This is a genomic window from Streptomyces sp. NBC_00237, from assembly GCF_026342435.1.
Lineage (GTDB): Bacteria > Actinomycetota > Actinomycetes > Streptomycetales > Streptomycetaceae > Streptomyces.
Genome location: NZ_JAPEMT010000002.1, coordinates 2841360 through 2853040 on the forward strand (window position 1 = coordinate 2841360; position 11681 = coordinate 2853040).

Annotated in this window: 15 protein-coding genes; 6 read left to right on the forward strand and 9 right to left on the reverse strand. The window is 69.5% G+C overall.

Features of this window, described 5'->3' with window-relative positions; all coding sequences use genetic code 11:
* Positions 1-362 precede the first annotated feature (362 nt).
* Positions 363-935 (reverse strand): TetR/AcrR family transcriptional regulator, encoded by a 573-nt coding sequence (locus OG897_RS26455; RefSeq protein WP_266660526.1) that lies wholly within the window; start codon positions 933-935, stop codon positions 363-365.
* A 112-nt stretch (positions 936-1047) separates the two neighbouring features.
* Between OG897_RS26455 and OG897_RS26460 the strand changes: the two genes are divergently transcribed.
* The 4 genes from OG897_RS26460 (at position 1048) to OG897_RS26475 (ending at position 3882) form a co-directional block, all read left to right on the forward strand.
* Entirely contained in the window at positions 1048-1533 is a 486-nt protein-coding gene (locus tag OG897_RS26460) for a DUF6463 family protein (protein ID WP_266660002.1), read from the forward strand.
* A 291-nt stretch (positions 1534-1824) separates the two neighbouring features.
* Positions 1825-3060: a cytochrome P450 gene (locus OG897_RS26465; RefSeq protein WP_266660004.1), complete on the forward strand. Its 1236-nt coding sequence runs from the start codon at positions 1825-1827 to the stop codon at positions 3058-3060.
* 20 nt (positions 3061-3080) lie between these two features.
* Positions 3081-3293, forward strand: a complete 213-nt coding sequence (locus tag OG897_RS26470) for a ferredoxin (RefSeq protein ID WP_266660006.1) — start codon at positions 3081-3083, stop codon at positions 3291-3293.
* A 25-nt stretch (positions 3294-3318) separates the two neighbouring features.
* Positions 3319-3882, forward strand: coding sequence for a Uma2 family endonuclease (locus OG897_RS26475; protein WP_266660008.1), 564 nt, complete (start codon positions 3319-3321; stop codon positions 3880-3882).
* Between the two features lie 10 nt (positions 3883-3892).
* On the opposite strand, the gene OG897_RS26480 is transcribed toward OG897_RS26475, so the two are convergent.
* The 7 genes from OG897_RS26480 to OG897_RS26510 form a co-directional block, all read right to left on the reverse strand.
* On the reverse strand, positions 3893-4525 hold the full coding sequence (locus OG897_RS26480; protein WP_266660528.1) for a TetR/AcrR family transcriptional regulator: 633 nt from the start codon (positions 4523-4525) through the stop codon (positions 3893-3895).
* 206 nt (positions 4526-4731) lie between these two features.
* Positions 4732-5229, reverse strand: coding sequence for a hypothetical protein (locus OG897_RS26485; RefSeq protein WP_266660010.1), 498 nt, complete (start codon positions 5227-5229; stop codon positions 4732-4734).
* 116 nt (positions 5230-5345) lie between these two features.
* The gene (locus OG897_RS26490) at positions 5346-6707 is read right to left on the reverse strand and encodes a dicarboxylate/amino acid:cation symporter (protein WP_266660012.1); all 1362 of its coding nucleotides are present in this window, start codon (positions 6705-6707) and stop codon (positions 5346-5348) included.
* Positions 6708-7104: 397 nt separating this feature from the next.
* On the reverse strand, positions 7105-7392 hold the full coding sequence (locus OG897_RS26495) for a DUF4229 domain-containing protein (RefSeq protein ID WP_266660014.1): 288 nt from the start codon (positions 7390-7392) through the stop codon (positions 7105-7107).
* Positions 7393-7501: 109 nt separating this feature from the next.
* Entirely contained in the window at positions 7502-8026 is a 525-nt protein-coding gene (locus OG897_RS26500; protein WP_266660016.1) for a GNAT family N-acetyltransferase, read from the reverse strand.
* A gap of 98 nt (positions 8027-8124) precedes the next feature.
* On the reverse strand, positions 8125-9288 hold the full coding sequence (gene mqnE, locus OG897_RS26505; protein WP_266660018.1) for an aminofutalosine synthase MqnE: 1164 nt from the start codon (positions 9286-9288) through the stop codon (positions 8125-8127).
* Positions 9289-9341: 53 nt separating this feature from the next.
* On the reverse strand, positions 9342-9797 hold the full coding sequence (locus OG897_RS26510; protein ID WP_266660020.1) for an Lrp/AsnC family transcriptional regulator: 456 nt from the start codon (positions 9795-9797) through the stop codon (positions 9342-9344).
* Between the two features lie 142 nt (positions 9798-9939).
* Between OG897_RS26510 and OG897_RS26515 the strand changes: the two genes are divergently transcribed.
* Complete coding sequence (locus tag OG897_RS26515) at positions 9940-10080, forward strand: hypothetical protein (RefSeq protein WP_266660542.1); 141 nt, start codon at positions 9940-9942, stop codon at positions 10078-10080.
* Between the two features lie 21 nt (positions 10081-10101).
* On the opposite strand, the gene OG897_RS26520 is transcribed toward OG897_RS26515, so the two are convergent.
* Positions 10102-10785 (reverse strand): UbiX family flavin prenyltransferase, encoded by a 684-nt coding sequence (locus tag OG897_RS26520; protein WP_266660022.1) that lies wholly within the window; start codon positions 10783-10785, stop codon positions 10102-10104.
* A gap of 85 nt (positions 10786-10870) precedes the next feature.
* Between OG897_RS26520 and OG897_RS26525 the strand changes: the two genes are divergently transcribed.
* Positions 10871-11467, forward strand: coding sequence for a rhomboid family intramembrane serine protease (locus OG897_RS26525; RefSeq protein WP_266660024.1), 597 nt, complete (start codon positions 10871-10873; stop codon positions 11465-11467).
* Positions 11468-11681 lie beyond the last annotated feature (214 nt).

Below are 11681 nucleotides of genomic sequence, written 5' to 3' on the forward strand. Positions count from 1 at the left end.
GCCCCCTTGGGCGGCGGGGCCGCCCCCCGGGGGCGGGACGGGCGGGCAAGGGGGCGGCCCCTCTCGCTCCGGGCCCACCCCGGTGCCGCCCGCCGTTACCTCCGCCTATAGGTGCGCCGCACCAGGGTGCGCCTGCGGCGGGCTGCCCCAGACCCTTCCCCAAGCTCTCAACTTCGTTCGAGCAGGGGAGACCCCACCCTTCACCTAAACTCGCGAGGCTTGAGGGTTCGGACGTGCGGGTGCGTCGTGGCTGGTCGCGCAGTTCCCCGCGCCCCTAAAGGGGCGCACCCTCCCAGCCCCAGCGGAGCCGGGAGCGCCCACGCGGCGGAGCCGCACAGGGACACAGCCCCGCGCGGAAGCCCCTACCCGTGGGGCCTGTTGAGGACCAGGTCGCTCACCCACGTCAGGACCTGCTCACGCGTACGCCCCTCATGCGTCGCAGGCAGAAAGTGCTGGCCGATCGCCACACAGAAAGCGATCATGCTGCGCGCCTCGACCTCGTCCGGGTCGTCGCAGTACATCGCGAACATCTCCCGCACCAGCCCCATCCGCCGGTCGTCGACCCCGCGCAGCCGCTCCGCGACCGCCTCGTCGCGCCGGGCCCAGTTGCGTACCGCGAGGTCGATGGGGAGCAGCCGGTCCCCGGAGAACGTGAGCGCGCCCGCCAGTTGCGCCTTCTCCATCGGAGTACCGCCCTCCCGCTCGACGCGCTCCAGCACCTCGTCGACGCACTCCCGCTCCCAGGCGTCCAGGATCGCCTGGAGAAGGGCCTCCCGGTCGGCGAAGTAGCCGTAGAAGCCGCCCTTCGTGACCCCGATCCGCTTCGCCAGCACCTCCACCCGTACGGCGTCCGGGCCGCCCTCGGCCAGCACTTGCAGCCCTTCCTCCACCCACCTCTCACGCGGTGTGCGAGCAGCGCCCACGATGTGTCCCACCTCACTCACTCGTCGAATATACGGAACCGTATAGCGCGGTCTAACCTGACTCTTATACGCCAGCGTATAGCAGGCGGGGCAGAGCGAAACGGCCACAGAGGAGCGGGCAGCCATGGCAGCATCCAGCACCACGAGCACACCTGAAACCACCGACACCAGCAGCACGACCAAAGCCAGCACACCCGGCCTGCCCCACCCCAAACTCACCCGCACCGCAGGCTGGATCGCCGCCGCATTCGGCCTCGTGCACATCGCGGTCGCCCCGATCGGCAACGCCGACGACTGGGCGGCGATCTTCCAGCAGGGCCCCTGGAACACCCTCTCCCTGGACGTCACCGCCGAGAACCTCCGCTACTCCAACGCCTTCTGGGTCTCCCCCGGGAGCTTCGGCGTGCCGATGCTGCTGGTCGGCGCCTTCATCCTGTGGGCCGCCAAGCGGGGCCAGCGGGTGCCCGCCGGATTCGGGTGGACGATGACCGTCTGGGGAGCCCTCCTGTCCGCCCTGCTCCCGGCGTCCCCCGCGTGGGCCCTGCTGGCGGTCGGCGCACTCCTGCTGCTGGCGGCGCGCCACAACGCCCCCACCACGAAGGCCAGTTGACCTCCGTCCAACCAAGCCCACCGAGTCCGCGCCGCACCACGGGGGCGGCGCGGCCTCGGTGACCACCGCCTGGCCGCGCCCTCACCGCTGGCCGAAAGCGCGTTGATCATCGCCACCCGGTCCGGGGCCGGACGCCCTTCCCACGTGCCGACCACCTCCGCCGCACGGGCAAGAGGCCCGCCCCCGGGGCTCCACTCTTTTGGCCGAACATCGCATAGACCCTGTAGGTGCCTCGGGCATCTAGTGGAGAGTGATCGGTAGAGGTCGCTCCACTTACCTGTGAGGTCGTCCATGGCTGAACCGTCCACCGCCACGCAGCCCACCGCCCCCGGCCCCTTCGGCACCGAATCCGTCGTCTTCCCGCAGAACCGCACCTGCCCGTACGACCCGCCCTCCGGCTACGACCCCGTGCGCGCGGCGGACCGCCCCGTCACCCGTATCCAGATCTTCGACGGCACCGAGGTCTGGATGGTGAGCGGCCTCGCGGAAGCCCGCGCACTCCTCGCCGACCAGCGGCTTTCGGCGGACCGCACCCGGCCGGAGTTCCCCGTGTTCGCCCAGCGGCTGGTGGGCATCGAACGGCGGCGGGTCGAGCTGCTCGGCGTCGACGACCCCGAACACAACGTGCAGCGACGGAAGTTGATCCCCGGCTTCACCCTCAAGCGCACGGCAGGACTGCGCCCGGCGATCCAGGAGACGGTGGACCGGCTGCTCGATGCGATGGCCGAGCTCCCCGAACCCTCGACGGACCTGGTCAGCGCGTTCGCACTGCCGGTGCCCTCGATGGTGATCTGCGCACTCCTCGGCGTCCCGTACGAGGACCACGACTTCTTCGAGGAGCAGTCCCGGCGGCTGCTGCGCGGGCCGGAGAAGGCGGACGTGGAGGCGGCCCGGGACGCGCTGGACGCATATCTGGGCAGCTTGGTTGACCGTAAAAAGGCCGAGGAGCCCGGACTGCCGGTCGGTCTGCTCGACGACATGATCGAAGTCTTCGACGACCGGGAAGAACTGATCAACCTCGCCCTGATCCTGCTCCTCGCCGGGCACGAGACGACGGCGAACATGATCGCGCTGGGCACCTACACCCTCCTGGAGCACCCGGAACAGCTGGAGCGGTTCCGCACGGCGGACACGGCGGGTGTGGCGGCGGCCTGTGAGGAGCTGCTCCGCTTCCTGTCCATCGCCGACGGGATGTCACGGCTGGCGACGGAGGACATCGAGATCGCCGGGGTGACGATCCGCGCGGGAGAGGCGGTCATCCTCTCGACGTCGCTGATCAACCGCGACCCGGAGGTCTTCACGGACCCGGACGCCCTCGATCTCGAACGCGGCGAACGGCACTTGGCGTTCGGCTTCGGCATCCACCAGTGCCTCGGCCAGAACCTGGCCCGGGCGGAGCTGGAGATCGCCCTCCCCACCCTCTTCCGCCGCCTGCCGGGACTGCGCCTCGCCGCCCCCGCGTCGGAGATCCCGTGCAAGCCGGGGGACACGATTCAGGGATTCGCGGAACTGCCGGTGGCGTGGTGAGTGCGGAGAGGACGGCGAACATGGCCGAACTGATCAAGGTCGACAAGGACGTCTGCATCGGCGCAGGTCAGTGCGTACTGGTCGCACCGGAGGTGTTCACGCAGGACGACGACGGATTCTCGGAGGTACTGGAGGGGATGGAGGACGGCGGCGGCAGCGGCAGGGTGAAGGAGGCGGTACGGGCCTGCCCGGTGGGGGCGATCTCACTGGGCCCCGTTCGCCCGGCGCCGTAGGGAAGGAGCCGCCTATCCTGGAGGCATGACCGAGGAGACGATCTACCGGCACCTGCGGGACTTCGCGGACCACTTCGAGCCGCCCGCGCCGTTCAGCCCTCACGTCGAGATCAGCAACGGCCAGCTGGTCATAATGATGAGCCCGTCGGGAGCGCATGATCTGAACGCGGGACGCATCACCAAGCAACTCGCCGCACAGATCGAGGACGGCTTGTTCGTCTACACCGCCGACATCGAACACCCTCTGGCCGCCAAGATGCGACGACCCGACGTCGTCGTCCTCGAAGAAGCAGCAATGCAGACGACCGGCGCGGTCGATGCCGAAGCGGTCGCGCTCGTCGTCGAAGTCGTCTCCCCCTCCAACCCCGAGAACGACTACGTCGACAAGCTCCGCGACTACCCGGTCATGGGGATCCCGCACTACCTGATCGTCGACCCCCGCGAATCGACCTGCGTGCACTACTGGGACCCGCAGGCGGGCGCGTACAACAACACCGTCCACTACGTCTTCGGCGACACCATCCCCCTCGGGAAGTGGTCCTTGGACACGACCGCACTCACGCCGTATTCGCAGGCGGCAGGCTCGTAGAGGGAAGGAGTCAGCGGAGCCCGGTGGCCGCTGACGGGGACCAGCGGGCGCCCTTCATCAGGTTCTCCAGGCCCGCCCAGGCGAAGTTCATGAGGGTGGAGGCTGCTTCCCTGGCGGAGACGCCGGGGGTGTCGTTCGCCCAGTCCGCGAGGGACTCGGCCGCGCCGACCAGCGCCTGGGCGAGACCGGCGACCTCGCCGTCGGCGAAGTCCGGATCGCAGCGGGCCTCGCGGGCGGCGTCGCCGATCAGGTGGTTCACGAAAGCGGTGATCTCCTGGCGCAGCGCGGTGACTTCGGCGGCGAAGGGCTCACCGTGCGTACGGGCCTGCCGGTGCAGCACCGACCAGCCGTCGGGGTTCTCGGCGGTGTGCGCGAAGAAGGCCGTGAGGCCGTCCCAGAGCTGCCGGTCCGCGGGGAGGCCGGGCTCGATCCCGGCCTGCACCGCCTGGACGAGTGCGGCTGCCTCGCGGCGGATGCAGGCCGTGAAGAGCTCGTCCTTGGAGTTGAGGTAGAGGTACACGAGGGGCTTGGACACCCCCGCCAGCTCGGCGATCTGGTCCATGGAGGCGGCCCGGTACCCGAGCCGGGCGAAGGTCTGGACGGCGGCGTCCAGCATCTGCTGTTCGCGGACGGCACGGGGCATGCGCCTGGTCCGGGCGGGGGTGGGTGCGGGGCGCCCCGCCGGGCGGGCCGGTTCGCCCGCGTTGCCTGCCTCGTCCGCCCCCATGTGCTGGTCCCCTTCGCGTGCCGCGGCTGCTTGGTGCTCGGTGCTTGCTGCTCGGTCAAGGGTACGGCGCTGGCGGGCCGCCGGGGTTCGGACCGCTGCGCGGGGCCGGGGCTGACCGACCCTCAGCACGCGTTCCACAGCGCGACCCCGACGGCCATCAACTCCCGTACGGCTGAAGCCTCTTCACCCGTCCACGCCTCGCACTCGCCGCCGAACAGCTTCTCGTACGCGCTGTTGTGGACCTCCCCCTGCACGGGCAGCAGCGCCACGGTGCCGACGCCCCGCCCCAGGTCCTCGAAGAAGTTCCACGCGTCCAGGACGGGCCCCGCCGGGACCCTGCGGCGCTCCGGCGCTTCGAGCCAGTACTGAACGCGCTCCAGGTCCAGCAGCGCCGACTGCGGCACCGGACGCCCGTGGCCCTGGCGGCGTTCGCTGGCGCGGGCCCGGCGGGCGGTGGTGAAGACCGGGACCCGGCGCGGGGCAGGTCCCGGCACGCTCACCACGGCGTCGGGGCCGTCGCCCACCCCGAGCTCCCAGAGCACGAGTCCGCCGCGCTCCCGGCCGCGTATCCGGTAGGCGTAGCGGGTGGCGCGGGGGCGGGGGGTGCGGTGGAAGGCCATGGGCCCATTCTTCCGGGGGGGTGGGAGGGGCGGCGGGCTGCGGTCGGCGGACGCGCGGGAGCCCCCGGCCCGGAGGGGGTCGGGGGCTCCCGTACGTACGCCAGGACGGCTTGCGGTTACGCGGCGACCGTCACGCGCTCCTTCGACTCGGCGGGCGCCGACTCGTACTCGTCGACCGGGGAGGCCGAGGCCGAGTTGTACGCGTCGTGGTCGAGGATCTTCTCGCGGGCCGACACGATCACCGGGACCACTGCCTGACCGGCGACGTTCGTCGCGGTGCGCATCATGTCCAGGATCGGGTCGATCGCCATCAGGAGACCGACGCCCTCCAGGGGCAGGCCCAGGGTGGAGAGGGTCAGGGTCAGCATGACCGTCGCGCCGGTCAGACCCGCGGTGGCCGCGGAGCCGATGACCGAGACGAAGACGATCAGGATGTACTCCTTGACGCCCAGCTGCACGTCGAAGATCTGCGCGATGAAGATCGCGGCGAGCGCCGGGTAGATCGCGGCGCAACCGTCCATCTTCGTCGTCGCACCGAAGGGCACCGCGAAGGACGCGTACTCCTTCGGAACGCCGAGGCGCTCGGTGACCCGCTGGGTGACCGGCATGGTGCCGACCGAGGAGCGGGAGACGAAGGCCAGCTGGATCGCGGGCCAGGCGCCCTTGAAGAACTGGATCGGGTTGACCTTGGCGACCGTCGCCAGCAGCAACGGGTAGACGCCGAAGAGCACCAGGGCGCAACCGACGTAGATGTCGATCGTGAAGGTCGCGTACTTGCTGAGCAGGTCCCAGCCGTACTCGTAGATCGCGTTGCCGATGAGGCCGACGGTGCCGATCGGGGCGAGGCGGATGACCCACCACAGGGCCTTCTGGAGCAGCTCCAGGACCGAGGAGGAGAGAGTCAGGATCGGCTTGGCCTTCTCACCGAGGGCGAGGGCGGCGATGCCCGCGACGACCGCCAGGAAGACGATCTGGAGGACTTCCAGGTCCTTGAACGGCGTGATGATGTCCGTCGGGATGATGCCGGTGAGGAAGTCGATCCAGGAGCCCGCGTTCTTGGGCTTCTTACCGTCGGCCGGGGTCAGGCCCGTACCGGCGCCCGGGTTGGTGACCAGGCCGATCACGATGCCGATCGCGACCGCGATCAGCGAGGTGATCATGAACCAGAGCAGGGTCCGCGACGCCAGCCGGGCCGCGTTGTTGACCTGGCGGAGGTTGGTGATCGAGACGAGGATGGCGAAGAAGACCAGCGGGGCCACGGCCAGCTTCAGCAGCTGGACGAAGAGACCGCCGACGGTGTCGAGGGTGGTGCCCAGACCGGTGAGGTCCTGGCTCTTGGCCAGCCAGCCGAGGAGGCCACCGAGGACCAGACCGGCGACGATCTGCACCCAGAACGGAATCCTGGCTATGAGGTTCTTCTTCTTGGGCTGCGCAGGCTGATCGGCCTGCTCGGCCTTCTGCGCGGGGGACGCGGACACGGACACACTCCGGTGAAGGAAGCTGCGTGAGGCAGGGGAGGGGAAGAAAGAGGTCGCGCGAAACTTCAGACGGAGCGGCGACAAGCGGCCGAAACCCGGCGGCAGAGATCGACATGCAGGCGCGCCACGAGCGGGACGCTCATGGGGTTCTGGGGCGCGGCGGATGTCGTCATGTCACTCACGTTAACACCAGTACTTTGAGAACATCAAAGGTCTTCTTTGGGGAAGCCTGGGGCGGGTGTGGCGTGAAAAGGGTGAAAAACGGGCGGCGCCCCGGAAGTTGAGCCAGAGGCTCACTTCCGGGGCGCCGTCGAGTGTGACGCAGCTTACGCCGCGCTTACGCCGGGATCCCAGCAGCTGGGACGCCCGCACAGGACGTCCGCACCCGGGGAGGGAATCAGGCCAGGTCCTCCTGCTTGCGGTTGGACTCAAGACGGGCCTTCGTCTCGTCCACCTTCGCCACGATGCGCTCCGACATCGCGTCCCGCTGCTTCCTCAGTAGTACGAAGCTCAGGGGCGCGGAGACGACGATCGCGAGCAGCAGCACCCACAGCACGTTCGACATGCCGCCCAGGCTGGAGGGCAGGACGCGCAGGCTCACCAGGACCCACATCACCGCGAAGCAGGCGGCGAAGACACCCAGGCGCATGGCGGTGTAGCGGAGCGTGGCGTGCTTGGTGCTCACGGCGTGACCTTCTTCGTGGCGGTGACGGGGACGAAATCGGGCACTACCAGTACAGCACAGGGGCCCTGCGCCGCTGCCGGGCCCCTGCCCTTCGCGGTGCACACGGCCGTCAGCCCAGGTGCAGCAGCATGATCACGTCGTCCCGGTCGTCCCCGGGGGCGACCCGGATCGCGCCGGGCACCCGCCCGACCTCCTCGTACCCGCACGCCGTGTAGAAGGAGTCCGCCCCCGTGCCGCCCCGGCAGGTCAGCCGGATCGCCTCGACGCCGGGGAGGGTGCGGGCCGCGTCGGCGGCCGCTGCCAGCAGATCGCGGCCGTACCCCTTCCCCTGGTGCTTCGGGTGGACCATCACCGTGTACAGCCAGACCCAGTGGGTCATGAGCCGGTGCCCGTTCAGGACCAGGAACGCGGTCGCGGCGACGGCCCCGTCCTCGTCGTACCCGACGAGCAGCCGCGTCCGCCCCTCCGCCATCGCGACGAGGTGCCGGACCAGCTCGGGCCGGATCTCCTCCGGGTCGGCGGGCGGTACGAAACCGACCGCGCCGCCCGCGTCGGTGACGTCGGCCCACAGGGCGATCAGCCCGTCGCGCAGCGCGGCGTCGACGGGCGGGTCCAGGCGGAAGGAAAGAGGCATGTCCCGCACGCTAACCGAGACGCCGAGAGCCCCGGCCAAGGGGTCGGCCGGGGCTCTCGCACATACGGAACGCGCACATCACGTACGGAACGCGCAGGTCAGACGCGCATGGCCTGCGGGCTCTCGCGGCGGTCGGGGTCCGGGCCCTCGTACTCCTTGATGATCTCGTAGCGCGTGTTGCGCTCGACCGGACGGAAGCCGGCGTCACGGATCAGTTCGAGGAGGTCGTCGCGGCCGAGCTTGTTCGGGGTGCCGTAGTCGTCCGCGTCGTGCGTGATCTTGTACTCGACGACCGAGCCGTCCATGTCGTCCGCGCCGTGCTGGAGGGCGAGCTGGGCGGTCTGCACGCCGTGCATGACCCAGAAGACCTTGACGTGCGGAACGTTGTCGAAGAGCAGTCGCGACACCGCGAAGGTCTTCAGCGCCTCGGCGCCCGTCGCCATCGTGGTCCGCGCCTGGAGCTTGTTGCGGACCTTGCCGTCCTTCATGTCGACGAAGTCGTGCTGGTAGCGCAGCGGGATGAAGACCTGGAAACCACCGGTCTCGTCCTGCATCTCACGCAGCCGCAGCACGTGGTCGACGCGGTGGCGGGGCTCCTCGATGTGCCCGTACAGCATGGTCGCCGGGGTCTTGAGGCCCTTCTCGTGGGCGAGGCGGTGGATGCGCGACCAGTCCTCCCAGTGGGTGTTGTGGTCGACGATGTGCTGCCTCACCTCCCAGTCGAAGATCTCGGCGCCGCCGCCGGTCAGGGATTCGAGACCGGCCTCGATCAGCTCGTCGAGGATCTCGGAGGCGGACAGCCCGGAGATGGTCTCGAAGTGGTGGATCTCGGTGGCCGTGAACGCCTTCAGGGAGACCTGCGGGAGGGCTTCCTTGAGGGCGGACAGCGAGCGCGGGTAGTAGCGCCACGGGAGGGTCGGGTGCAGACCGTTGACGATGTGCAGCTCGGTGAGGTTCTCGTTCTCCATCGCCTTGGCGAGGCGGACGGCCTCTTCGATGCGCATCGTGTACGCGTCCTTCTCGCCCGGCTTGCGCTGGAACGAGCAGTAGGCGCAGGAGGCGGTGCACACGTTCGTCATGTTGAGGTGACGGTTGACGTTGAAGTGGACGACGTCGCCGTTCTTCCTCGTCCGCACCTCGTGGGCGAGACCGCCCAGCCAGGCCAGGTCGTCCGACTCGTAGAGCGCGATCCCGTCCTCGCGGCTCAGCCGCTCCCCGGCCCGGACCTTCTGCTCCAGCTCGCGCTTGAGTCCCGCGTCCATACCCGGCCGCCTCCTATGTCTGTACGTAAACCAAGCTCAGCCCAACCGTACGCCTAGCCCTCTTCCGGAAGTTCCCCGACCCGGTTCTCCCACTTGGTGGAGAGCACGATGGTCGTACGGGTCCTGGAGACGCCGCGCGTCCCGCTCAGCCGCCGGATCGTCCGCTCCAGACCGTCCACGTCGCCCGCACGGATCTTGAGCATGAACGAGTCGTCGCCAGCGATGAACCAGCAGTCCTCGATCTCCTCCAGGTCCTTCAGCCGACGGGCCACGTCCTCGTGGTCGGCGGCGTCGGACAGCGAGATGCCGATCAGGGCGGTGACGCCGAGCCCGAGCGACTTGGCGTCGACGGTCGCGCGGTAGCCGGTGATGACGCCCGCCGATTCGAGGCGGTTGATGCGGTCGGTGACGCTCGGCCCCGAGAGCCCGACGAGCCGCCCGAGCTCGGCGTACGAGGCCCTGCCGTTCTCCCGAAGTGCCTGGATGAGCTGCCTGTCCACGGCGTCCATATGCCTGAAGCCTTCCATTGTTCAGCGATACCGCGAGTTTACGTATAGAATCTAAGGCACAGGGGCCGAATCCCCTGTGGATCTTTCATCAGATCCAAGATTTTCTTTCAGTTCTTCCTGACTCGACGGAGAGTGACCCACCGTGTACACGACCGAGATGGCCTATGTCCGCATGCGCGAACTTCAGGAACTGGCCAACCGCTCGCGTGCCCACAAGCCCACCGCCCCGACTGCTTCCGCGCGCGGCCTCAAGGCTCGCCTGAAGCGCTCCAAGCAGGGCTGACCCACCCCCTCTTTCTCCTTACTACGGGTTGCGGGAGCCTCCCCCGAGCTCTCCCTCCCACCGGCGGTACAGCCCGTGCGGCACTCCTGCCGCGTCGAGCACCCGCCCCGCGACGAAGTCCACCAGATCCTGGATGTGCGTCGCACCGGCATAGAACGCAGGGGAGGCGGGCAGCACCACGGCGCCCGCCTCGTCCAGCGTCACCAGATGCTTCAGCGTCTGCCCGTTCAACGGCGTCTCCCTGACCGCCACCACCAGCTTCCGCCGCTCCTTGAGCGTGACGCTCGCGGCCCGCTGCAACAGATCCTTCGAGAGCCCCAGCGCGACTCCGGCGACACTCGCCGTCGAGGCCGGGACGATCAGCATCCCCTTCACGGCGTACGACCCGGACGACGGCCCGGCCGCCAGGTCCCCCGCACTCCAGTGACGTACGCCGGACAGGTCCAGGTCCTGGAAGGTGTCCGGCTTGCCGTCGGCTCCCCGTGCCAACCACACCGCGAGGTCCTCGCGCCAGTGGCTGTCGCGGTACGCGATGCCCGTCTCGTCGAGGATCGTCAGCCGGGACGCCCGGCTGACGACGAGGTCGACGGCCTCCCCCGCTGCCAGCAGACCGCGCAGTACGGCGGCGGCGTACGGAGTTCCGGAGGCACCCGAGACCCCTACTACCCAGGGGGTTCGGCTACGTTCCACGGCGGGCTCAGTCATGGGTCGGAGCTTATCGGGGGCCGGTTCGCGGGAACCGGGCAAGGTGCCCGGACGTTCCTATGGACAACAGGGGGTGAGGGACGACATGACGTACCTGCCAGAGACTCGACCGGCGCGGCCACCGGCCCGGGGAGCGCGCGTGCGGACGGCCGCCGGGGTGATGCTGGCGTGGGTCGCCCTGCTGTGGCTCCTCGAAGCGATCGACTCCGCGACCGGCGCCCTCGACACCTTCGGCCTCTCACCGCGCTCGCTCCCGGAGCTGCGGGACGTCCTCCCGATGGCCTTCCTGCACCACGGCTTCGACCACGTGGCGTCGAACACCCTCCCCCTCCTCGTCCTCGGCTTCATAGCCGCGCTGGGCGGGATACGCAGGTTCGCGGGCGTCATCCTGACGATCATGCTGGTCGGGGGGCTGGGGGTGTGGCTGACGGCCCCCGCGTACTCGAACACGGCGGGTGCGTCGGGCGTCGTCTTCGGCCTGTTCGGCTACCTGCTGATACGGGGCTTCGTGGACCGGAGGCCGTGGGACGTGGTGATCGGGGTGATCGTCGCGGCGGTGTACGGGTCGATCCTGTGGGGCGTGCTCCCGACGAACTCGGCGATCAGCTGGCAGGGCCACTTGTTCGGCCTGCTGGGCGGAGTGCTCGCGGCTTTCGCCTTCCGGCGGGGACGGGCGGCTTAGCCCGCCCCTGGGCGGGGGCGGGTGGCTTAGCCCTTCCCTGGGCGGGGGCGGCGGAGTGCCGCTGCGCGGGACGTGCGGGTGCGTCGTGGCTGGTCGCGCAGTTCCCCGCGCCCCTCAATGCCCCCTGCGGGGGCATTCCCTGCGGGGGCATCTCAGCCCGAGCGGGAAAATCCAGCCCGTCCGGCGTTTGAGGACGCGCGGCGGAGCCGTGCAG